Below are 23,116 nucleotides of genomic sequence, written 5' to 3'. Positions count from 1 at the left end.
AGTCACTTTTTGGTTGATCGCTTTGAGCCTGCCGCAAATGTTTGGGAGGCTCCTGAGTTCTCCCAGCAAATTATTGTAGCGGAGGGCCTGGTTCTCTGTAGTGGAGACCGGTTCATTCACGAGGTGGATCAATTGCCACCTACTACTGCTATCTCAAGCCACTATCTCGGTGAGCTGGGAGGTCGCAGTTGCGGTGTTAGAGTACTTTCAGCTCAGTTTGAGATTCATGGGCATGACTGGCGTAACCTGCGTAGTCTGCTTACTTCGACAGAGGAGTATCTATTTGCTTTAGCTGGCCGAGCTCTGCAGGTGGCTTATTGGGATCGAGATCACCGCTTTTGCGGCCGCTGCGGCACAGAAACCCATTACCATTCTCTAGACCGGGCCAGGACTTGCCCAAATTGTCAGTTGACGGTTTACCCAAGAATTTCTCCTTGCGTAATCATGTTGGTTACCCGTGGGGAGGAGTGCCTACTCGCTCGCCATGCCAATCGAAGAAATATCACCTATACCGCGCTGGCTGGATTTATTGAACCAGGTGAAAGTGCAGAGCAAGCTTTAAGGCGAGAAGTCCGAGAGGAAGTTGGACTTGAGGTGGGAAAACTCAGGTACGTCGGTAGCCAACCCTGGCCTTTTCCGGGGCAGTTGATGTTGGGATATCTGGCAGAGTGGCAGGGGGGGGAGCTATGCCCCGATCCAAATGAGATTGAGGAGGCTCAGTGGTTCCACTATCGTTCGCTGCCAGCTATTCCGCCAGTGCAAACTTTATCTGGACAGTTGATTCATACGTTTTCCAATTTATTGGCAGGCGGATTGAAGCTGTAGACCTTCCGTTTTTAAGGAATTGGCAGAGAGGAGTTAAGTATCATCATGTATATCGTGATCACCTTCCTAATAGCGGTAGTGGCTCTGTTCCTCGTCTTTTGGGGAGCGAGGGTACTATTGAGTGGCTCTTGGGTGACAGGTTTTTTACGCGGCTCTTTAGGGCTGGTTTTCTTTGGTTTGGCCCTTTGGATCGTTTTGGTTGCTGCGGATGTATACAGTTATCGAAATCTAGGTAATGAGCATAGCGTTGGCGTTGTGTCATTTAAAAAGATCGCGGAGCAGCAGTTTGAAGTGAAGTTTTCTGATGCCGATGGTATTTCACAAAAATTTGAGCTGTATGGAGATCAGTGGCAATTGGATGCCCGTATGCTGAAGTGGCAAGGCCCATTGATACGCTGGGGTATCGAGCCAGCTTATCGCCTGGATCGCCTGAGTGGTCGTTATCTTACCTTGCAAGACGAAAGAGTACGCGAACGCTCTGTGCATCAAATTGATGGCACAAATTATGGGGTTGATATTTGGCAGTTTGTACGAGGGTTTGATAAAAATCTTCCTTTCGTTGATGCCGTCTACGGGAGCGCAACCTTTTTGCCCATGGAGGATGGTGCAGTTTATGAGGTGCGTATCAGTCACAGCGGCTTGTTGGCGCGACCATTAAATCAGCAGGCGACCACTGCCTTGGATGGTTGGCAGTAGGGCGGCTAAATAATTTTTAATTTGCATGGCAGCAATCTGGAGTATAAGTGGAATTTTTAATTGAATACGGCCTGTTCCTGGCAAAAATAGTAACTGTTATCGTTGCTCTGATGGTGTTGATAGGTTTTATTTTTGCTAATCGAGAGCAGCTTAAAGAGAGGGTGCAGGGACATATCAGTGTTACTCGATTGAATGACCGCTACGAGCAGTTTAAAGAAACTCTGCTCGAAGCCGTTATGGAAAAACACGAGTTTAATCAGCGTAAAAAGCAGCTGGCAAAGGATAAGAAAGCTGAGGAAAAAGCCCTGGCTAAAAAGCATAAAGCGGCGGCCAAAGAGAAAACCTCCAAAGAAGGCAATCTAGGCGGTGAGACGAAAGAGCCACAAGCTGATGCCCGTGAGGCAGAGAAAATCTCGGATTCGACAGATGAGCGCAAGCGTATTTTTGTCACCCACTTTAATGGCGACATCAAAGCCAGTGAGCTTTCGCGTTTGCGGGAGGAAATTACTGCAATTCTTCAAGTTGCAGAGGCTGGTGATGAGGTGCTGCTCTGTTTGGAAAGCCCCGGAGGAATGGTGGCCAACTATGGTCTGGCCGCAAGCCAGTTGGCACGTGTACGCAGTGCGGGCATTCAGCTCACTATTGCAGTGGATAAAGTGGCGGCAAGTGGCGGTTATATGATGGCCTGCGTGGCAGACAGAATTCTTGCCGCACCTTTTGCAATGTTGGGCTCTATCGGTGTTTTGGCACAGCTGCCTAACTTTAATCGCTTGCTAAAGCGTCACGATGTGGATTATGAGCTTTTCACTGCGGGTGAGTTCAAGCGCACAGTAACCATGTTCGGAGAAAATACTGAAGAAGGACGTGAGAAGTTCCAGAGTGATCTGGAGGAAATACATGTACTTTTCCAGCACTTTATCAGTGAGTACCGCCCCAACTTGGATGTTGCCAAGGTTGCGACAGGAGAAGTTTGGTTTGGGCAAAAGGCTCTGACAATGGGCCTTGTGGATGAGCTGAAAACATCTGATGAGTACCTGACAGATTGTGCTAAACATGCTGACCTGTTTCAGGTGGAATACAAAGAGAAGAAAAATATCGCCAAGAAAATGGGGTTGGCTGCTGAGGCCGGGGTAGAGTCGGCCCTGACACGTCTATTCTCAAGATTGAGCGCATGGCGTCATCACGCCCAGTAAGAGATGTCGACAAGGGCAATTTATAGGGAAGTTTGTCATTAGGATAAAGCAGGCATGAATAGTTCTCAGGAAAGGGAGTTTCGGGCCATTAGGGTGGAAGAGGTGGCCGCTGGAAAATTTGATCAACTACTGGTGAGGCGACATCTCCGAGATTTGCCCAGTAACCCCTTGTTGCTTAGAGTTTCCTATTCCTCTCTGAACTACAAGGATGCTATGTCTGCATTTGGAAACCGCAGTATTACCAGAGAGTACCCGCACACTCCAGGGATTGATGCCGTAGGCTCAGTGCTCGAAGACCAAAGTGGTAAATTCAGGCCAGGAACTGAACTCTTAGTCACAGGTTATGATTTAGGCATGAATACCCCAGGCGGCTTGGCGGAGGTTACTGCTGTTCCCTCTGAGTGGGCTCTACCGCTTCCAGAGGGGCTCAGCGCCAGGGAATCTATGGCGCTTGGTACTGCTGGGTTAACCGCTGCCCTCTGTGTGGACCGGCTACTGGAGGCTGGAGCCATGCCAGAAGATGGTGAAGTATTGGTCAGCGGTGCTACTGGCGGAGTCGGGTCAATTGCGGTGGCGCTGCTGGCAAAGTTGGGCTTTCGAGTAGCTGCGGTGACCGGGAAACTTGAAGCGGCAGACTTTCTCGCTGAATTGGGTGCTTGGAAGGTACTTGACCGAGATACTTTAGCGCCATTTGCCAACAAGGCCATGGCTAAGCCCTTATGGGCTTGGGCTGTAGATACAGTAGGCGGGGAAACCCTTTTTAATGTGGTTAAATCCCTAGCATACGGTGGTGGTGTAGCGGCATGTGGTATGGCTTCGGGCGCACAGTTTCATGCAAATGTATTCCCTTTTATTTTGCGAGGTATCAGTCTGCTGGGCGTTGATAGTGTAGAGCTGCCAGTAGAAAAGAAAGCCGCGGTTTGGCAAAAGCTAGCTGGCCCATGGTATATCGGCGATAAGCTAAAACTTATTGCGGAAGATATATCACTTGAACAGGCACCGGAATTTCTGGCACGGTTACACCGAGGCCATGGAATCGGCCGCTATGTCGTTAATATGGCACTTTAGATTTCTTGAGTATTTTAGAGTTTATTTGGAGAAAAAATTACAGCTGAACAGGCGAATGACAGTCATCTGCCTCTTTATATAAGTAATGGTGTTTGTCTGTGTCTGTGCTTTTCAATAGCCTTATAGCCAGTAGCGTGATTTATAGCCTGTTTCTGTTGGAAGATGACAGTGTCTCAAGGTAACGAAAAGTCCCTGATTCCGGTGCAGAACAGCGCGTTAGTGCTCTCGGGTGGTGGCGCCCGTGCTGCTTATCAGGCCGGGGTTCTCAAAGCCCTAGCAGAGGTTGTGCCTGAAGATAACCCGCGCCCTTTTAAAATTATTTGCGGCACATCTGCTGGCGCTATGAATGCCATGATGCTGGCCGCTCACCCAGGTACATTTAAAGAAGCGATCGAGAGTATGTGCTCGGTGTGGATGAACCTGAGTGTGGAGCGGGTGTACCGCACTAGCTGGTTTAGCTTAATTAGTAATTTATTGTCTATTAGCCGTTCGCTGTTTAATCAGGGTGTTGGGCGAGAAAAACCTCTTGCTCTTCTCGATAATTCCCCCTTGCGTCAGCTTTTACTGGATGTAATTAATTTCGATAATATCCAAAAAAATATCGACGCAGGCCATCTACACGCAACTTGCATTAATGCGCTTTCATATAGTGAGGGCGAGTCGGTGAGCTTTTATCAAGCTGCGGATGGTGTGAGAGGTTGGCAGCGCTTTCGCCGGTTTGGAGTTTCCACCCGCTTGACGGTGGATCACCTGCTCGCCTCATCTGCAATCCCCGCAATTTTTCCTGCAGTAAAAATCGACGATATTTACTACTGCGATGGTGCAATTCGTCAAATGGCTCCCATCAGCCCGGCCTTACACCTTGGAGCTAAGCGTGTCTTTATCGTAGGTGTTTCCGATAACCGCTCTCCAGTTCACTGGGGTAGTCGGCGTAGCAATAATCAGGTCCATTCTCCTTCAATGGCCCAGATTACTGCTCAGTGGTTCAATGCTGCTTTTATTGATAGCTTGGAAGGGGATTTGGAACATTTGGATAGGGTTAATACCTTACTGGATTCTGTGGAAGAAGATAAATTTGCCGATCTCTCTCCTCTTCGGCCAGTAGAATCCGTGGTTATTGAACCATCGCAGAGTCTCGCCAGATTGGGAGGGAGAAAATTAAAGTATCTACCGCCGGCGTTGCGTTGGTTATTTCGCTCCACAGGTGCGACGCGGTCTGGAGGCGGAGTCTCCGCGGCAAGTTACTTGCTTTTTGAGCGGCCCTATATTGAGGAGTTGATTGAGCTTGGCTACCAGGATGCAATGTGGGAGAAAGATAAATTGCGCTATTTCTTGAGGCCTCAGCCCAAACTTGAGGTGGAGCGAAGAGGTCTCTTTGGTTCACGTAAAAAGAGTATCGAGGATCAGCTTGGACAGGGAGATGTTTCGTCGTAATTTGGACTGCCTGCTAACGATTTGAATTAAGTGTGATTTCTATCTAGGATATCTCGCTCGAACACAGTGTTTCTTGGTTTTCTAATTTTATTCCCTTTGCTTCAGTGGTTGAGTGCATCAGACCAGCCAAATGTCTGCAGAAGCTTCATGAACTTTCCTCGTGGTTCGGCCTGTAATACTAATAATTTTTGACTAGCTGGGTGCTGTAATTCTAATTTTACGGCATGTAGTAGCAGTCTCCCACAATTAAACTGCTGAGAAAAAAAATGGTTGTGGGAAGATTTTCCATATTTGGGGCAACCAATTAAGGGGTGGTGAATATGCTTGAAGTGTCTGCGGATTTGATGTCGGCGACCAGTTTTCAGCTGAATTTCTACCAGTGAATATCGGCTGGTGGGATAGCGATCCACCTCATAAGGTAGTTCTATGGTGGCGAGCCGCTGAAAGAGGGTGATGGCCTCCTGGCGGGGAAGCTCTGACTTGGAGCGTTTCCTCTGGTGTTTAAAGTCTGCTACCGGTGGGAGTGGGTAATCAATGGTCTCCTGTTCGGGGCAATATCCGCGGCAAACAGCAAGATATTTCTTTAGGGAGCCCTTACCTTCCAGTTGATGTTGGAGCTGAGCGGCGACCGCACTACTTTTTCCAAAAATAATAACTCCAGATGTAGGCTTATCTAGTCTGTGAACTGGGTATAAATGATAACCACTTAGATTGCGGAGGTGCTGCAGGAAGATACGTGTCTCGTGACGGTCTATCTCGGAACGGTGAACGAGCCAGCCTTCAGGCTTATAAGCGGCAAGCAGGTGTTCGTCCTCATAGATAATCTCTGGTTCACAACTCATGGTTTGATCTGATACAGGCTCATATGTCGGCTGCTTAGTGTATTGCCGAAACGTAGTGATTGCATATAAAAAATGCCTCAGTTAATTGGTTATTAATACCTGATAGTAACTTGTTGAGAAAAAATACTAAAAAGTAGTTTAAATTTAGGTTGACTTATTACGGCTAGGCAATAAAATTTGTCACATAGTTTGTTGCCGGCATGAGTTGCTTAAAGCTGGCATTTTTTATTAGTTATTTCTTGATTGACGTGGAACGCAGCCACGAAGGAGCCATGAAATGCGAAATGTGGATATTAACAACCTGTTTTTTTGATCGCTTTTCATGTGCATCTGCTTGAAAAGTGATTGAGCTTTTCAAGCCAGAATTCTCTAGAGCCCTGGCATTTGCCGGGGCTTTTTTGTTTGGGCTTTGGAGAGCTTTTAATGATTTATTGGATCAATCCAAGGACTCTATATGCCTGTAAAAATTGTGCTAAATAAAAATGTACAGCAAGGTAGTGTGCCGGTAAAAATATATACCGATGAAATCGAGCCGCAGGCCTTGCAGCAGCTAAAAAATATTGCTCAGTTACCAATCGTACACTCCCATGTTGCGGCAATGCCGGATGTACATTTAGGAAAAGGGGCAACCGTTGGTTCTGTGATCCCAACAGTAGATGCGGTAATCCCATCAGCGGTAGGGGTGGATATTGGCTGCGGAATGAATGCAGTGCGAACTTCGTTACATGCCCATCAGTTGCCTGACAACCTGAAAGCATTGCGGGAGGCCATTGAGGTGAAAGTACCCATTGGACAGGGTCGTCACAAGATGATCAGTGCCAGGGAATCTGCCTGCAAACTTTTAGCTCCCGGTGTGGATAGGTTGTTTGGAAAACATCCTGGGCTACTAAAAAGGCTGCATCAGCCACAGAAAACTTGGGTTACCCAGATGGGGACCCTGGGTGGCGGCAATCATTTTATTGAAATTTGTCTGGATGAAAATAATGCGGTTTGGGTGATGCTGCACTCAGGCAGTCGAGGTGTTGGCAATGCTATTGGACAGCACTTTATCCAGTTGGCTCGAAAGGATATGGCAGGACATATACGTAATCTGCCAGATAAAGATTTGGCTTACTTTTCCGAAGGTAACCACCATCTTGATGATTACATCGAGGCGGTAAGCTGGGCCCAGGAGTACGCTAGAGTTAATCGGGAAGAAATGATGAAGTTGGTTTTGAATTGTCTCAAAAATCATCTGCCAAAATTTACGCTCACCAGTGAGGCAATCAATTGTCATCACAATTATGTAGTGCGCGAACGCCATTTTGAGAAGGATGTTTTTATTACCCGTAAAGGGGCGATCAGTGCGAAAAAAGATCAGCTGGGAATTATTCCAGGCTCAATGGGAGTCAAGTCCTATATTGTGCGTGGACGTGGTATTGCCGAATCATTCCACTCATGCGCTCATGGAGCTGGCCGCAAAATGAGTCGTAGCGCAGCGCGCCAGAGGTTTACCAGGCAGGATCTTGAAGAGCAGACTAGGGGTGTTCAATGCCGTAAAGATAAGGGAGTGATTGATGAAATTCCGGCGGCCTATAAAGATATAGATCAAGTTATGGATAATCAGTCAGACCTTGTCGAAGTGGAGCATACCCTGCGTCAGGTAATATGTATTAAGGGGTAGACTTCTAGTTTGTAGCAGTTTTGAAAAGGAGTTATTTGATGTGGCATAAGCCGGTTACTTGGCTGAGACTAGCAGGAAAATACCTTGACTGTTGGTACTTGGCTGCCAAAATTTTCGATAAAGGAGAATGTATATGAAAAAAAATCCACCTAAGGGGAGTGGGAAAATTCGCAATTATATCGCGCGTAATCCACTTATGGGGAAGGGTGGTGCGCACGTTAAAGCAAAGTCAGGAAAACGTTTTTTAAATAAACAAAAAATGAGGGAGGAGGTGCGGGAGTGGAGGGGCTCCCGCGATACTTACTCTCTTGTAGTTGCAGTTCGTTTTATTTTGCCACTGACTCTTGCCGGTTTTTAGGTTCTGCCTTCTTCAGGCCATCCGGGGAGCGCTTCCAGATACACCCACTTTTTTTTGTAGAGTTTGAACAGGGATACTTCATGAATTACATGTTCCTGCTCATTTTCTGAATACCACGCCTTAAACTCTACCACCGATCTCTTCAGGCCAGCTTTGCTTTTAATAACCTCCAGTCTCGTCCACTGGGTCTCCAGGTCCTCCTGGCGAAGATCTGGACAGGTGTCTGGATGCCAAGTTTTGCGCAGATAGGCCAGGTTTCCCATCGCATAAGCGCAATAACGGCTGCGCATCAGGTTCTCTGCAGTATTGGGATAGCCTTGCCCAGAGAGGAAGAGGTTGCAACAGCTCTGAAATTTCTTACCTGAGCCGCAGGGGCAGGCGTGATCCGTCATAAGTAACTCCGTAATCGGGGGCGCTCACTTTCACTGGTTCGGTCAGCGCGTTTCGTAAACACTTTTTAACCTTGCTTGACGGTGACAGAGGGTAGCATAGCTTGATCTTTTGCTGAGGAGCGTTAAGATACCGACCAGCCGGTTGGTTTATTGGGTAATCCCGGGAGGTCATGTGTCCAGAGTCGATAAATCTGCCATTGTCCGTGCTGCCGAAGAGGTGGTGCGAGAGAAGGGGGCACGCAAGCTCACTCTCGATGCAGTGGCTACCCAGTGCGGGTTAAGTAAGGGTGGTTTAATTCATCACTTCAGAACCAAACAGTCTCTTCTCAAAGCGATGTTGGAGGCAGCGATTGCCAGGGAAGATGCCAGTGCTGAAGCTTGCACCAAAGCTGGCGGTGACTTGTTGACCTCTCGGCTTAGTTCCATTTTTGAACTAATGGAAGATGATGAAGGCTTGCCCCGTTCATTGATTGCAGCAGTAGCCGAAGATCCGGCGCTCCTGGAACCAGTTAAGGTTAAGGAGGCTGAATTGCGCAGTGAAATCTCCCAAACCTACAAAGACTCCGAGTTTGCACAGCTGTTGATTCTCGCAGCCCAAGGTATGTTCTTTGGGCGTGTGTTGGGTGTGGTGGAGCCAGAAGATCCGATGCTCACCCGTTTACGCGAACGTTTGTTGATGCTTTCTGCAGATCTCACCTGATTTTTTTCTTAAACACGCTTTTTGGATGACGAATATGAAATTGTCGGTAAGTTCTCGTGCCCCACTAGCCCTGCTTATGGCAGCGGTGGTCATTCTTGCGGGTTGCTCCGGCTCGGAGAAAGAAGAGCAACGTGCTGAGCGGTTGTGGCCGGTGAAAGTGGCCACCGTTCAGAGCACCAATAAAGTAGCAGATCGCCAATTTGCAGGCAGGGTAAAAGCTGTGCAGAGCGTGGACCTTTCTTTTCAGGTTGGCGGTAAGCTCGATAAGCTAAATCTTCGAGAGGGCGAAATCATTCCTAAAGGCACTTTGATTGCCGAGCTTGACGATCGCGATTACCGACGCCGGGTAAAAGAAGCCCGGGTAAATGTAGAGCTTCTGGAGAAAACATTGAATCGACAGCGCTCACTGGCAAGTTCCAAAGTGATTTCCCAGCAGCAGCTCGATGAAACCGAGAGTAACTTTGACCTTGCCAAAGTAACCCTGGAAAGAGCGGAACAGGATTTAGCTTATACCAAGCTGACGGTTCCCTTTGATGCGTTGGCAACACGGCAGCTTGTCGAGAATTACACTAACGTTCAGCCAGGCCAGCCCATTGTGCGCTTACAGAATATTTCTGAGGTGCGTATACAAATTTCTGTGCCGGAAAAAATGTTGGCTACTGTCAACGAAGAGCAAATAAGCTCAGTGTTAGCGGAGTTTGAGTTTCTTCCGGGTGAGCAGTTTGCTTTGCAATACCGTGAACACCAAGCGGAAGCCGACAGTGTAACCCAGACCTACGCGGTGGAACTGGGGATGCCGCGACCGCAGAATGTTCAGATCCTTCCTGGTATGACTGCCCGAGTGACGGTCAAAATGAAAGAGAGCAGCGGAGATTTTTGGATTCCTCTGGCGGCGGTGCAGAGCAATAGTGAGGGGAAACCCTATGTCTGGCAAATTAATGAAGATCAATCGGTTTCCAGGGTTCAGGTGGCTCTTGGCCGTACCAATGGTGAAGCCGTACAGATCACTAAGGGCTTGTCAGCAGCGATGAAGTTGGTAGCCGCGGGCGGTCAGCATCTCTATGACGGTGCAAAAGTTCGCAATTATGTACAGCACTAATTTTTTGCTTGAGATCTCTGGCCCTGTAAACAGGGGGGAAATGTTGTGAAGATTTCTGACACATTTATCGAAAAGCCGGTTTATAGCTGGCTACTAATGTTGATTTGCCTGATCGGCGGACTCTGGGGGCTTTCGGATATTGGCCGCCTTGAAGACCCTGCCTTTACCATTAAAGAAGCGCGAGTGTATACCTTCTATCCCGGTGCCAGTGCACAAAGGGTGGAAGAAGAGGTTACGGAAAAGCTTGAGGTCGCTATCCAGCAAATGGGACAGTTGGATAAGGTTTCCTCTACCTCTAGTCCGGGAATGTCAGAAATCCGTGTAGAGATTAAGGATCAATACGCCTCCGCAGAACTGGCTCAGGTATGGGATGAGCTGCGTCGCAAAGTTAATGATGCCCAAAGTGACCTTCCTAGTGGGGCATATCCCTCGGTGGTCAATGATGACTTCGGTGAAGTCTACGGTATTTATTATGCGATTACCGGCGAGGGTTTTTCCCTGACCGAAATGCGTGAAATCACCAAAGCGATTCGTCGTGAACTGCTCGGTGTTGAGGGGGTGGCGAAAGTTTCCCGTTCTGGAATCATTGATGAAGTCGCCTATTTGGATATTGATGAGTCCCGACTCGCTCAGTTTGGTTTCTCTCTCGATGATCTAGCCCAGGTTCTGCAATCGGAAAGCTCCACGCAGAAAGTTGGAGAAATCGGTGGTCAGGATTTGCGCACCCGCATCGTAGTGGATAATCCTGCAAGTGACTTGGAAGCAATCCGTAATATTCTTGTGGGTGTACCTGGTTCAACGGCAATGTTGGCCATCAGAGATATCGCAGATATCTCCCTGGGTTATGATGAAAGCCCTAGCTTTATTGCCCGCTATGATGGAAATCAGGCGGTATTGCTTGGTATAGCGGGAGCTGAAAATACCAATATTGTTAATGTTGGTAAGGCTGTAGAGGCCAAGCTTGAGGAGATAAAACAGGCACTGCCGTTGGGGGTGGAAATTCACCCGGTTTATGCCCAGCACCAAGTGGTAGAAGAGAGTGTCGATGGCTTTCTGTTTAATCTCGTCTCTTCAGTTGTGATCGTTACCCTCGTACTCTGTGTATTTATGGGCTGGCGCTCTGGCGTGGTGGTGGGTACCGTGCTTGGTCTTACGGTTCTGGGTACCGTATTAATCATGAATTTGTTTGGTTTGAACCTGCAGAGGATTTCTCTTGGTGCCCTCATTATTGCCATGGGTATGTTGGTTGATAATGCTATCGTAGTTGCAGAAGGCATGTTGATGGGGGTTCAACGAAATGAGGAGCCCAAGAGTGCTGCCAGCCGGGTAGTGCGCCAAACATTCTGGCCGCTTTTGGGGGCCACTGTAATTGGTATTATGGCTTTCTCTGGTATTGGACTGTCTGATGATGCCACCGGTGAATTCCTTTTCTCTCTGTTTGCTGTGATTGGGATTTCATTGCTGCTCAGCTGGATTCTCGCTGTAACTGTAACGCCCTATTTGGGGTATCACCTGTTCAAACCCGGTAAGAATTCAGATTCTGAAGACCCCTATAATGGTCGTTTTTACAACATGTATTCCGGAGCCTTAGCAGGAGCATTAAGGCATCGTGGCCTCACCATCGGCTTACTCGTTGCCGTTACATTAGTAAGCTATTTTGCTTTTGGGTTTGTAAAGCAGGGATTCTTCCCCAACTCCAATGCACCGCTGTTTTATGTGAATTACTTCTTGCCACAGGGCAGTGACATTAACCGTACTGATAAGGCTCTTCAACAGGCAACAAAGTATTTTAAAGAGCAGGATGAGGTGGTTTCGGTAACGGCTGTAGCTGGTCGGGGAGCCGATCGCTTTATGCTCACTTATGCTCCTGAACCGCCCAATGCTTCCTATGGTCAGCTAATTGTTCGCACTGAGAATCGCGAGCAGATCGCTCAACTGATAGAGAGGGCAAAGGCGCAGTTACGTGAAGAGCAGCCTGAAGCATTGATTACCTTTAAGCGCCTGGTGTTTGGCCCTGGTGGTGGTGCCGATGTGGAAGTGCGAATTTCTGGTCAGGATTTTCAGACCTTGCGTGCGCTTGCCGTAGATGTTGAGCAACAGTTTCGCGAGAAGGGCCTGGAAGATATTCGCCATGATTGGCGCAGTAGAGAGCCGACTATCCATGCCCACCTTGATGATGAGCGTGCTCGCGTAGCTGGTGTCACGAATACCGATATTAGCCGGATGATTCAATTTGCCTCTGCCGGTTATACCGTGGGTGATTTTGAGAGCGGCGATCGTATTATCCCTATTATTGCGCGAATGCCGGAAGGGGATAGGAACCAAGTGGGTTCCCTTGAGGATCGTTTGGTCTGGAGCCCTAACGAGCAAGGGTATATTCCGGCGGGACAGTTGATCACGGATTTTGAGGTTACTGCAGACGAGGGCCTGATCCAAAGGCGCGATAGGGTTCCGACCATCACTATCAGTGCCGATGCTCCGGAAGGCGTTACTGCTATGGCCGCGTTTGGGAGAATTCGCCCCTGGGTAGAAAGTATGCAGTTACCACCAGGCTTTAAAGTGGAATTTGGTGGTGAGTATGAAAGCTCTACCGATGCACAGAAGTCTCTGGGTAAAGGCTTGCCACTTGGCTTCCTAATCATGATCCTGGTATCGATCTTGTTGTTCGGTACTGTACGTGAGCCCGTAATTATCTGGCTGGTAGTTCCCATGTGTTTGGTGGGCGTAGTTGTAGGCTTGTTGGCGACGGGGCTGCCTTTCGGATTTATGTCACTTCTTGGTGTATTGAGTTTATCTGGAATGCTGATTAAAAACGCTGTGGTTTTGGTCGATGAGATCGAAGTACAAACACATGCGGGCTTGCCCAGACTCACTGCTATTCAGCGTGCTAGCGTAAGTCGCTTGCGTCCGGTCTTCCTTGCAGCTGTGACCACTATTTTAGGAATGTCGCCACTGCTATTTGATGCTTTCTTTGCGGATATGGCCGTAACCATTATGGGGGGGCTAGGTTTTGCCACTGTGCTTACGCTGATTGCTATCCCTGTTTTCTACGCGGTCTTCCACAAGGTTAAACCTAATGAGGTGGAAGGTAATCTAGATGAGATGAATTTAAAGTCGCAGCCTGCCCCTGCTAAAGAGGTTGTCTCTGTATAGTGCGATGAGCCTGCGTTGATCGTGGGTAATTCGAGATCCTGCGCAATGCCTTTTTGAGTATTGCGTGGGATCATCCTTCCTTTCCCAGATACTAGTGGTTTCTAACTGCCTCCGTTGCGCCGGTTCATACACTTATCTTTTCTTTTCGCTGTTTGTAGGTAATTAATGGTTCCGTTTTTACCTCAGTTTGAACCGGTACATACAATCCCGATCAGTTTTCTAGTAATCTAAAGATCTGATTTGATTGGTAGTTGATGTATGAGTGTTCGGTCAATTTCAAGATTTTGTGTGTGCTTCTTTTTATTTTCTTTCAGCTTTTCTGCTCTGGCGATTAGTTATGAGAGATCAGAGTGGTTACCCAAGTGGTCTGATACAGATAGGGATTGCCAAGATACCCGACATGAGCTGTTGATACGGTACTCCCTTTCGCCAGTTACTTATACTCGCGCCAACGGCTGTAAGGTGGATACTGGGTTGTGGCTAGATCCTTATACCGGCAATTTTTACAGCAAAGCTTCTGATTTGGATGTGGAGCATATTGTGCCCCTTAAGTGGGCCCATGATCACGGAGGAGCTGGGTGGAGCCGCGCAAAGAAAAGGCGCTTTGCTGAGGATATCGATAACCTCTGGTTGGTGGATGATGGCCGCAATCAAAGTAAAGGGCACAAAGGGCCTGATGAGTGGATGCCACCCTATGCGCCCGTTGGTAAAATATATGTCCAGCGATTTATTTCTATCGTAGAGAAATATGGGCTGAGCCTGAGTCGAGATGAATCTCGCAAACTACGCTCAATAGCGAGTGAGGGCTAGCCAGTCTAAATGCCAACTGGCACATTGAGTGGGGAGTATCATCCCGGTGGTACAATTTCGGGCAGGGCTTTGCCTTTAATTGGAAATATGGATGGTTATGCGGGACTCCTCCAAATTGTTGGTCGAATATTTCAGACGCTGCTATCAGGCGGATAGTCATGATTTATCACTGAGTAATATTGCCCGGCTTGCGGGTAATCGCCGGGTATTTTTCAGAGAGCGGGACTTTTTAGCCAGTGGAGAGTTACCCAGAGTGCCATTGGTGGGGACCTCGGCTACTAAGCTCGTAGAGCTAACGGATGCTTACCGAAAAGAGCGCAGTTTAATCTATTCGGTGTTCTTGATCTCTGGTGAACTCCCGAGCCAGCTAGGGCTTAGTTCCAAGCGTCAATTGTGTGCCCCGCTACTGTATTTTCCTGCCCGTCTTTGTTCTGACGAAGAGTATTTTGTGGAGGTCAACTCGGCTGATCTCCATATCAACCTTCCACTGCTGCGCTTGATCCTTAAGCCGGATATAGACTCGAGAGTAACAGATAGCTTCCCTATACCGAGCTTTCCGCTGGATAGTCCCCAGGTGGCAGCTATGGGGCGCTGGCTGGAACAAAACAGTCGGTTAACCGGTATTGAAGAGATTAGTCGCTGGCCGAATCTACAGGCGGTTGATTGTGATGAGTTGGGTAGGGCTCCAGCTCTGGCAATAAGTAGTGCTTGCGCCCTCATTCTGGCTGATAGGTCGCGGGGATCGCGCGGTGTTCTTCATGAGCTGAAACTTCTAGGCCGAGAACGAAACTTTTCTGTTCCATTAAATTTGGCCCTCGGGGAGGAGGTTGTTGATTTCCGGCAAAGTGACAGTGAGCCGGAGATGTTGCCGGGACTTTTGAGTGAGGCTCAGGAAAGGGCATTGCAAAATGCTGCGAAGATGCCCTTGAGTCTGGTTTCCGGCCCGCCAGGCACCGGTAAGAGTTTTACCATTGCCGCAATGGCGATTGACCAAATGCTGCATGGCAATACTGTTTTGGTAGTTTCTAAAACTCCCCAGGCCATAGATGTTGTACGACAGAAGTTGCGTGAGGCCTATGACTTACAGGAAGGGTATGTACATGCGGGTGAAAAGGGTTTTATACCCAGCCTGAAATTTCATTTGGATTCTTTGCTCAAAGAGGGGGTTGCAGCTCCTGAGGTGAGCGCTGCCAACCAAAAGCGTGGTCTTAAAGTAATACTCAAATCAATGCGTAAAGCTGAGCGCCGCTTTAATGGAGCGTTAAGAGCTGCTCAGAAACTCGGTTCCGATGGTTTTGGTACTTGGTTGGTGGCATTGAGATTGCGTATTTTAGGTCGGCAACTGGATACGGAATCACTGTGGGAATTCCAGGAGGTAATCGGGACCTTGCGTAAGAATTTTGAGCGGCATGCGTCTCGATTTATTAATGCTTATCGAAAAGAGGCCCTTCTAAATCTTTTAAAGCATGAAAGAAGGCATTTATCGGCTTTCAATCAGGCTCTCAGGGCTAGAACCTCCAAAACGCAAGCAGAGCGTTTTGCTCAAACGAATATGCAGGTTGTTTTACAGGCGTACCCAATTTGGCTTGTGAGCCTGGATGAGCTAAATGAAGTATTGCCTCTCTCTCGTGAGCTCTTTGATCTCGTTATCTTTGATGAGTCCACCCAGTGTGATATCGCCAGCGCCCTACCAGCATTACACCGAGCAAAACGTGCGGTTGTCGTCGGGGATGGCAAGCAGCTGCGTCACGTCTCCTTTTTATCTGTGGCGCAACAACAACAGTTGTGGGAAGACCTAGGAAGCCCTGAAGAATTACCTATGAAGTTGAGTTACCGGGACCAGTCCTTGTTGGATATTGTCTCTGACTCCCTGGGTAGTCAGCAGGCCGTTACCTTACTGGATGAACACTATCGCAGTCAGCCGGAGTTAATTGCTTTTAGCAATAACGCTTTTTATACAGATCGACTCAAGGTAATGCAGGCTAGACCGGTAGCCTCCAGTGAAAGGACTTTAACTCTGCATTACTTGGAGGGAAAGCGAGCAAAAAATGGCAGAAATCGGCTGGAAAAGGATTGGATACTTGAGCAGCTGCGTGAACATACTCATCGCTATGCCGACTCACCACTCAAGCCAACGGTTGGAATTCTTTCTCCTTTCAGGGAGCAGGCGGATTATCTGGCATCCGAAGTGGATAAGGCCTTCCCGACAGATGTGCTGCGCAGTTTCTCCGTCTTGGTTGCAACCCCTTACGGATTTCAGGGAGAGGAGCGGGACCTGATGCTCCTGTCTTTTTCTGTAGACAATCAGTCCCTGCGTGCAGCGACTTATCTTAATCGTGCCGACATGTTTAATGTTGCTGTGACCCGGGCTAAAGAGAGGCAGTTGGTGGCTTATTCCATCAGCCCGGAATCCCTGTCACCTGAGCACTTGCTGCGCCGCTATGTTGATTTTGATCATGAGGCGGGCCTAAGTGCTCCACAAAAAGTTTTTCCCTGTGAGTTTGCCGAAGAGGTGAGCGCGAGCCTGCGGATGGCGGAGGTCAGACATTGGGTAGCATTCCCTATCGCCGGCCAGCGTGTTGATGTGGTCTGTGAATACCACGGTCGGGTCCTGGGGGTGGATTTGATCGGTTTTCCTGGGGAGTATCGGTATCACTTTACTACTCAGACTTATAAAGTGTTGCACAGGGCGGGGGTTACTGTTTTGCCATTACCCTTTGCCAGCTGGAAGCGTGACCCAGAGAACTGCCTTAGACGTATTCTTGCGGTTTTGAAGAGGGATCACCTTTAGGGTAGTGGGGGGCTCACTCTTAGAAGTGGATACACAAAATGAAAGTTGCGCCGGGGCTGCTAGGCTTTATAGGAGTTCAGCTTGCAGTTTAGCCGAGTACGCCTATGAAATTGTGGTTATTAATACCCTGCTTTTGGGTGACTGCCGTAGCAGCTGTGGATGTGATATTTGTGGATGCCCAGCAGCAACAGGGGGTGCGAAGCCCGACCTTAAGCTTTTGTCAGGCGCGATTCTATGAGGAGGATGACGGCCGCCTTTACTGTAACTGGGCAGTCAATTTTCGCTATGCCTGTTTTGTATGGTGGCCAACCAATAAAATAATACCGGCAGGAGCCAAACTCTCTGAACCAGAGGTTGTCGGTAAGTGTGGTAACGGTGAGCCGGTTTATAAGCTCCATCACTACTAGCTATTCAGCGGGCCTGGTTGCTAGATTTTATAGCATGCTCTGTCTTCGAGTTTAGCGATTTACTTCCTATTGGTACTGCGTGATAGAGCATGATAGCTTCTCTATTGTTCGGTATTGAGTCCTTGATCTTGCAGTTCTCGCGCTTGCTTAAGGATTTCAGGCATGGCGCTGTCTTCCACCGATAAGGCATCAATGATGGCTGCCAGTAGATCTGCAGAAAACATGCATTTGCTCACCTTGCTGCGCAGGTTTTCCGTGGTCATTGAAATCCCTCTTTCGGCCAGGGCCTGGGCGAGATCCCCGTAACGCATACCCCGCAAAGCCATAGATGCGCGCACATAGCGGGCGATAGCCTGTTTGTACGGAGCCAGTGCTTGCTGGTTACTGAGGCTTTGCTTGTGGTCCATGGGCTCGACTCCGTTACAGTTGATGTCACTTATGTGGTAAATATTATCTTTGTGTGTATTATTTGCAACATAAGTTTGAAATAAGTTATTGACCGCCTTTTTTTTGATGCTATATTTGTGACTAATATTCCACAGCGAGGGAGTCGAGATGACCTGGAACCATGAGAATCTACGCCATTTGGCGGAAAGCCACACCGGATGGGTGGTGGAATCTGAGGGAGAGTGCCTCAGTATTTCCAATGACGAAGGAGTCGATGCATTCGTTTATGTCGGTGAGAAGCAGATCGTTGTCGAGAGCATCTTGTTCCCGGTCAGCCAGGTAGCCGACGTGGTCGCCCTTAATGAGTTGATTCTCCAGACTCATCAACTGGTTCCCCTGACGTCGATCGCCATCACCATGATTGGCGGTGAGCGTTACTATGTCGCTTTTGGCGCTTTGTCTGTGTCCAGTAAGGACGAAGTGGTAATTGAAGAAGTTGAAACCCTGTTCTCCAATGTGGGTGACTTCCTGGATTTATATGCTGATCATTTTGAAATGGAGGGTGTAGCATGAGCCTGAGAAAAATTTGGACTGCCTTGAAAGGCGCGGTCAATGAAGGAACTGAAGCCGTTGCGGACAGCCAGTCTATCCGTATCCTCGATCAAGAACTGCGGGAGGCAAAGGCCGAATTGAAAGCTTGTGATGAGAACCTGACTAAAATCATGGCCAAGCGCAAGCTGGCAGAAAGTAAGGTAGAGTCTCTAAAAGCCGATATTGAGACTTACAGCAACCACGCAATCAGTGCCAGCGAGAAAGGTGATGATAGCCTGGCTTTGGAGTGTGCCGAGCGTGTTACTGAGCTGGAAGCTCAACTCGAAACGGAACAGAGCCTCTTGGATGGCTTCATCAACTCTGAGCGTACCCTGAAAGGGAATATCTCCAAGGCGAAAATTAATGTCCGCCGTATGGAGCAGCAGATTGACCAGATCAAGGCCACCGAATCTGTACAAAAGGCCCAAGTAGCCGTTTCCTCCCGCCATATGGGGGCTAACAGCAAAATCAAAACGGCCCTGGACAGCCTTGATCGTATCAAGACCAAGCAACAGGAGCGTGCTGCGGAGCTGGAAGCTGCTGAAGAGCTGGCAACAGAGGAAAGTGGCTCTGGTCTGGACGCCAAGCTGAAGGCGGCGGGCATTAAGCCCGGTGGCCAGGTCAGCGGCAGCGACAAGCTGGCCCAGCTACTGGCGAGCCGCCAAAAGGCCTGATCCAGTGCTACTTTATCGAGTGCGGCGCCTTCTGGCGTCGCTTTTTGTTAAGGCCAATATACTAACCATTCTTGTCGGCGTGCTGGGTTATGTAATGGGGAGTTACCTATTACTCAGTGCTGCAGGGGAGCATGAGATTGTTGACCCCGCCAACTTTATATATTGGCTGATAGTGACTGCTTCCACAGTAGGCTATGGCGATTTCTCGCCGGTAACGCCCGCAGGTAAAGTGGTTGTGGCAACCTGGGTGATCCCCTTTGGATTGAGTCTATTCGCTTTGGTGCTTACCAAGGTGGGCTTTGTAATTTCAGAGTTTGTGCATAGAGGAAAGAGAGGGTTGCGCATGACAAACCATGTAAATCACACGGTTATAATTGGCTGGAATGGAACGCGAACCCTTCGTTTGATAGAGCTGCTGTTATCGAAAACCAATGGTACAGCAACAGATATCGTGCTTTGTGTCGAGGCCGACATCGAGAATCCCATGCCGGGTAAAATTGATTTTGTCCGGGTTGAATCCTTTTCCCATATTGAGAGCATGCAGCGCGCCGCACTTGTCGATGCCGCGCGAATCATTATCGATAATCCCCTGGATGATGTCACGCTCACCACAGCTTTGTTCTGTGACAAACTCAGTCCCAATAGCCATAAAACAGCCTATTTCCAGGATGAAAATGTCGGTGAGCTATTGCGCTCACACTGCCCGAATATTGAATGCATCCCCTCAGTAGCGGTGGAATTACTGGCTAAATCCTCCCTGGACCCCGGTTCTGCCAGATTACACCGGCAGCTTCTGGATAGCACTTATGGAATGACTCAGTACAGTATTGAGTATCAGGGTGAACGGCCATTGTTATTTTCTGCTCTGTTTGATCATTTTAAAAAGAATTTGTCCGCAACCTTGATTGCGGTACGTCGTCAGGGAATAGTTAAAATTGATGTAAACCCCGCGTTGACCGATGAGGTGAACAGGGGGGATATGCTCTATTACATTTCTGCTAAGCGGCTTACAGAAAAGCGCTGCTTCGATATAAAAATGAATGAAGGAGAGGGGACAGGTACGTGTTTACCAAGCTGATTGACAAACTCAAAGGTAAAGATATTCCAAAGGTGAAAACCCCGGAAATTATGGGATTGCGACTCGGCGCAAGTTTTGAACTGGACCCATTGGCTATTCGCCTGATACTGGATGAACTCACTATTGAATCCTGTTCTCCAACGCAGATTATCAAAGCGGCCGGAATTGTAGAGCTCGATGGAGCCTGGGTTTATCGGTTTTATACTGATGACGATGCCTGGCTACAGGTTGTGGCAGAAGGCGGTCAAAGTGATGAGCATGTAGTAGACGTAAAGCTGTTTCACTTTTACGATACCCTCGATGTCGCTAATCAGCAGGTTTGGGACAGGCTTCTAAAGCAGGAAATCGGTGCAGCTAATTACCAATTGCAGGACCGTAACTATCAGAGAGTCTGGACTGCTACTGGTGATTATCACAACCCGGTGCATATGGCCGAGAAGACCTATGACGCCGATGGGGACTATTCCCTTACCGACCAATTCACCATGCTTTTTGAACGCGATTTGTCGGATCAGCGTACCGAATCCCTGTTCCTTTCAGCGGAAGAGAAAGAGGAGGACGCTGGTTACCTGAGTCGCAGCTTGGTGATTAGTACCGGTATAACTTTGACACCATCACAGCTGACTATTCACGGATAATAAGGAGATGTATTAATGGACCAGCCCTACGATTTGATGACTGGTATCCTCCATTTTGCGGCCTATTTTGGCCTGTCACTGGTATTTTTAATCGCGTTTAAATTTCTTTATGCACTAGTGACACCCCATGACGAATGGAAGTTGATCCGTGAAGACAAAAACGCAGCTGCTGCCATTGGATTTGGTGGTGCGGTGCTGGGTTTTGCCATTGCTGTTGGCGGCGCGGCCAGTAACTCTGTTTCCATTATTGACTTTGCCACTTGGGCAGTGGTTGCTCTAATCGCTCAGCTTATTGCCTTTGCGATTATTCGTTTTGGCTTTATGCCACGTATTGTTGAGCGTATTGAAGACGGTGAAGTTAGCGCGGGTATTATGCTGGCAGCTACCACTATTTCTGTTGGTGTCCTCAACGCGGCTTGCATGAGCTATTAAGCGGAGGTGAGGATGAAGCGTAGTAAAAATATTAATCTTGCGCGGATGCGCAAGGGCAGGGGGGCAAGTTTTGTTTTACGCCCCCTGGCTCTGGGTATCACCGTGGCTCTGGTGGGCTGCTCCTCCGATGAAGAGGTTAAGGTGGTGTCCTCTGTCGAGGACTGTGTGAATAATACACAGCTCGATGAAGCCCAATGTGAGGCGGCCTACCAGAAGGCCCTCGCGGAAGCTGAGCGGACTGGGCCCAAATATGCCAATTTGTCCCAGTGTGAGACGGAGTTCGGTAGTTGTCGCGAGAGTAGCAGCGGTTTTTGGATGCCACTGATGACCGGTTTTATGGTCGCCTCCATATTGAATGATAATGACCGGCGCTATCACTCCTACGGTCATTACAACCCGGTATACCGTTATTCTGCCTCCGGTTCCCGCTATTATGATCGCCTGATGACCGCTGATGGTCAGGTTATCGGCCGCTACGGTAAAAACTCCTATACCGTAGATAAAACTGCGATGGATCCCAAGCCCAAGGTTACCAAGACGGTTTCACGGGGGGGCTTTGGAGCGGTCGCTTCAGCCAAATCCAACTGGGGTGGCGGACGCTCTAGTAGCAGTCGCTCCCGAAGCTGGGGGGGCTGATTGGTGCTGAGGTTGCCGATCGGTGAGCGTCCGCGCTGGAAAGAGCGGGCGCAGGAGTTTGGTTTTCATTTTCACACCATGTATGGGGAGCCATACTGGGATGAAACTGCTTACTATCAGTTCACTTTGGAACAGATAGAGCAGGATATTGAGGATCCCACCGAAGAAATCCATGCAATGTGCCTGGATGTTGTCGCTAAGGTGCTTGAGGATGAGGCGTTGTTAAGGCGCTTCCGCATACCGGAGCAGCACTGGGATTTTGTCCGCGATTCCTGGAAAAATGGTGACCCCAGCCTTTATTCTCGCTTGGATTTTGCCTATTCGGGGCAGGGTCCGGCCAAACTTTATGAGAATAACGCCGACACGCCTACCAGCCTATATGAAACGGGATTTTGGCAGTGGCTTTGGTTGCAGGATAATGTAGATAGGCGGGCACTTCCCCTACAGTCTGATCAATTTAACAGCCTGCAGGAAAAGCTGGTTAATCGCTTTCGCGATGTACAGTTCCTGACCCCTGGTCGAGAACTACATTTTGCCTGTTGCAAAGATACGGTAGAAGACCGCGGTACGGTTCAATATTTGCAAGATTGTGCCAGTGAAGCCGGCATCACTAATCATTTTGTATTTATCGAAGATATTGGTTGTGATGCGCAGGGAGATTTTACCGATTTAGACGATCAGGTAATTACCTGGATGTTCAAGCTGTACCCTTGGGAGTTTATGTTCCGCGAGGAATTTGGCTCTCTGTTGGGGGGCAATAACGTACGTTGGTTGGAACCACCCTGGAAGGCGATATTATCCAATAAAGCACTCCTGCCCATGTTGTGGAAGTTGTTTCCCGGGCACCCCAACTTACTACCTTCATTTTTCGAAGATGAGCTGGATAAAGCTGAGGGCTATTCGGAGCTGGTTAAGAAGCCCATTTTCTCCCGTGAGGGAGCCAATATTTCAGTAGTACGCGGAGAAAATGTGCAATCGCTTTCGGATGGGCCCTATGGAGAAGAGGGCTTTATCTATCAGGCTATGCATCCACTGCCGAAGTTTGGTCAGAGTTTTACCCTGGTGGGTAGCTGGCTAGTGGATGATATGGCTGCGGGTATTTCAATTCGCGAGGATAGTAATCTTATAACTCAGGATATGAGTCGCTACCTTCCGCATATTATCCTTTAAAATACTTGCCAGAGTAATTTCTCTGGCAAGTATTCGTGTAAGTGTGCCACTTTCTTAAAGTAAGTGGCTTTTTGCTTTA

General features: G+C 48.6%; 23 protein-coding genes. 20 read left to right on the top strand and 3 right to left on the bottom strand.

Going from position 1 to position 23,116, the window contains the following annotated elements; translation table 11 throughout:
- The first annotated feature begins 9 nt into the window (after window positions 1–9).
- The 5 genes from nudC (at window position 10) to ACJJIO_RS02055 (ending at window position 5,216) form a co-directional block, all read left to right on the top strand.
- A complete protein-coding gene (gene nudC / locus ACJJIO_RS02075; RefSeq protein ID WP_444885409.1) occupies window positions 10–825 on the top strand; it encodes an NAD(+) diphosphatase in 816 nt (271 codons plus the stop codon).
- 45 nt (window positions 826–870) lie between these two features.
- Entirely contained in the window at window positions 871–1,521 is a 651-nt protein-coding gene (locus ACJJIO_RS02070) for a cation/multidrug efflux pump (protein WP_444910001.1), read from the top strand.
- 47 nt (window positions 1,522–1,568) lie between these two features.
- Window positions 1,569–2,714: a protease SohB gene (gene sohB / locus ACJJIO_RS02065; protein WP_444885407.1), complete on the top strand. Its 1,146-nt coding sequence runs from the start codon at window positions 1,569–1,571 to the stop codon at window positions 2,712–2,714.
- Window positions 2,715–2,768: 54 nt separating this feature from the next.
- Window positions 2,769–3,782, top strand: coding sequence for a YhdH/YhfP family quinone oxidoreductase (locus ACJJIO_RS02060; RefSeq protein WP_444904402.1), 1,014 nt, complete (start codon window positions 2,769–2,771; stop codon window positions 3,780–3,782).
- Window positions 3,783–3,950: 168 nt separating this feature from the next.
- On the top strand, window positions 3,951–5,216 hold the full coding sequence (locus tag ACJJIO_RS02055; protein ID WP_444888615.1) for a patatin-like phospholipase family protein: 1,266 nt from the start codon (window positions 3,951–3,953) through the stop codon (window positions 5,214–5,216).
- A gap of 101 nt (window positions 5,217–5,317) precedes the next feature.
- Here the strand turns inward: ACJJIO_RS02055 and ACJJIO_RS02050 are convergent, their stop codons facing one another.
- Complete coding sequence (locus tag ACJJIO_RS02050; protein WP_444910000.1) at window positions 5,318–6,058, bottom strand: pseudouridine synthase; 741 nt, start codon at window positions 6,056–6,058, stop codon at window positions 5,318–5,320.
- Between the two features lie 454 nt (window positions 6,059–6,512).
- Between ACJJIO_RS02050 and ACJJIO_RS02045 the strand changes: the two genes are divergently transcribed.
- Both ACJJIO_RS02045 and ACJJIO_RS02040 read left to right on the top strand, forming a co-directional pair.
- Window positions 6,513–7,721, top strand: coding sequence for an RtcB family protein (locus tag ACJJIO_RS02045; protein ID WP_444909999.1), 1,209 nt, complete (start codon window positions 6,513–6,515; stop codon window positions 7,719–7,721).
- A 133-nt stretch (window positions 7,722–7,854) separates the two neighbouring features.
- Complete coding sequence (locus tag ACJJIO_RS02040) at window positions 7,855–8,079, top strand: hypothetical protein (protein ID WP_444890714.1); 225 nt, start codon at window positions 7,855–7,857, stop codon at window positions 8,077–8,079.
- On the opposite strand, the gene ACJJIO_RS02035 is transcribed toward ACJJIO_RS02040, so the two are convergent.
- On the bottom strand, window positions 8,076–8,471 hold the full coding sequence (locus tag ACJJIO_RS02035) for a YchJ family protein (RefSeq protein WP_444909998.1): 396 nt from the start codon (window positions 8,469–8,471) through the stop codon (window positions 8,076–8,078). The genes ACJJIO_RS02040 and ACJJIO_RS02035 overlap by 4 nt on opposite strands.
- A gap of 172 nt (window positions 8,472–8,643) precedes the next feature.
- On the opposite strand from ACJJIO_RS02035, the gene ACJJIO_RS02030 reads away from it, so the two are divergent.
- The 6 genes from ACJJIO_RS02030 (at window position 8,644) to ACJJIO_RS02005 (ending at window position 17,431) form a co-directional block, all read left to right on the top strand.
- Window positions 8,644–9,171, top strand: a complete 528-nt coding sequence (locus ACJJIO_RS02030) for a TetR/AcrR family transcriptional regulator (protein WP_444909997.1) — start codon at window positions 8,644–8,646, stop codon at window positions 9,169–9,171.
- A 34-nt stretch (window positions 9,172–9,205) separates the two neighbouring features.
- The gene (locus ACJJIO_RS02025) at window positions 9,206–10,270 is read left to right on the top strand and encodes an efflux RND transporter periplasmic adaptor subunit (RefSeq protein ID WP_444909996.1); all 1,065 of its coding nucleotides are present in this window, start codon (window positions 9,206–9,208) and stop codon (window positions 10,268–10,270) included.
- 45 nt (window positions 10,271–10,315) lie between these two features.
- Window positions 10,316–13,423 carry an efflux RND transporter permease subunit gene (locus ACJJIO_RS02020; protein WP_444890713.1) on the top strand — a complete coding sequence of 1,036 codons (3,108 nt, stop codon included), beginning with the start codon at window positions 10,316–10,318 and terminating at the stop codon, window positions 13,421–13,423.
- 258 nt (window positions 13,424–13,681) lie between these two features.
- Complete coding sequence (locus ACJJIO_RS02015) at window positions 13,682–14,233, top strand: HNH endonuclease family protein (RefSeq protein WP_444909995.1); 552 nt, start codon at window positions 13,682–13,684, stop codon at window positions 14,231–14,233.
- A gap of 97 nt (window positions 14,234–14,330) precedes the next feature.
- Window positions 14,331–17,024, top strand: coding sequence for a DEAD/DEAH box helicase (locus tag ACJJIO_RS02010; RefSeq protein WP_444909994.1), 2,694 nt, complete (start codon window positions 14,331–14,333; stop codon window positions 17,022–17,024).
- Between the two features lie 104 nt (window positions 17,025–17,128).
- A complete protein-coding gene (locus tag ACJJIO_RS02005) occupies window positions 17,129–17,431 on the top strand; it encodes a hypothetical protein (RefSeq protein WP_252085404.1) in 303 nt (100 codons plus the stop codon).
- 101 nt (window positions 17,432–17,532) lie between these two features.
- Here ACJJIO_RS02005 and ACJJIO_RS02000 read toward each other — a convergent pair whose 3' ends face one another.
- Window positions 17,533–17,838: a DUF6471 domain-containing protein gene (locus ACJJIO_RS02000; protein WP_252085405.1), complete on the bottom strand. Its 306-nt coding sequence runs from the start codon at window positions 17,836–17,838 to the stop codon at window positions 17,533–17,535.
- Window positions 17,839–17,986: 148 nt separating this feature from the next.
- Here ACJJIO_RS02000 and ACJJIO_RS01995 point away from each other — a divergent pair, with 148 nt between their 5' ends.
- The 7 genes from ACJJIO_RS01995 to ACJJIO_RS01965 are packed head-to-tail and all read left to right on the top strand — an operon-like array spanning window position 17,987 to window position 23,037.
- Complete coding sequence (locus ACJJIO_RS01995) at window positions 17,987–18,391, top strand: DUF2170 family protein (RefSeq protein WP_444885397.1); 405 nt, start codon at window positions 17,987–17,989, stop codon at window positions 18,389–18,391.
- Window positions 18,388–19,083, top strand: coding sequence for a PspA/IM30 family protein (locus ACJJIO_RS01990; protein ID WP_252085407.1), 696 nt, complete (start codon window positions 18,388–18,390; stop codon window positions 19,081–19,083). Before ACJJIO_RS01995 ends, ACJJIO_RS01990 begins: the two co-directional genes overlap by 4 nt.
- A 4-nt stretch (window positions 19,084–19,087) precedes the next feature.
- Window positions 19,088–20,161, top strand: coding sequence for a potassium channel family protein (locus ACJJIO_RS01985; protein WP_252085408.1), 1,074 nt, complete (start codon window positions 19,088–19,090; stop codon window positions 20,159–20,161).
- Window positions 20,146–20,799, top strand: a complete 654-nt coding sequence (locus ACJJIO_RS01980) for a YjfK family protein (protein WP_252085409.1) — start codon at window positions 20,146–20,148, stop codon at window positions 20,797–20,799. Before ACJJIO_RS01985 ends, ACJJIO_RS01980 begins: the two co-directional genes overlap by 16 nt.
- 15 nt (window positions 20,800–20,814) lie before the next feature.
- Window positions 20,815–21,231 carry a DUF350 domain-containing protein gene (locus tag ACJJIO_RS01975; RefSeq protein WP_252085410.1) on the top strand — a complete coding sequence of 139 codons (417 nt, stop codon included), beginning with the start codon at window positions 20,815–20,817 and terminating at the stop codon, window positions 21,229–21,231.
- Window positions 21,232–21,243: 12 nt separating this feature from the next.
- On the top strand, window positions 21,244–21,867 hold the full coding sequence (locus ACJJIO_RS01970) for a DUF1190 domain-containing protein (protein WP_444888622.1): 624 nt from the start codon (window positions 21,244–21,246) through the stop codon (window positions 21,865–21,867).
- Between the two features lie 3 nt (window positions 21,868–21,870).
- Entirely contained in the window at window positions 21,871–23,037 is a 1,167-nt protein-coding gene (locus tag ACJJIO_RS01965) for a glutathionylspermidine synthase family protein (protein WP_444909993.1), read from the top strand.
- Window positions 23,038–23,116 lie beyond the last annotated feature (79 nt).

The sequence above is a fragment of the Microbulbifer mixtoriginis (SeqCode) genome, assembly GCF_052467235.1.
This window is presented reverse-complemented; position numbering and strand designations above follow the sequence as displayed.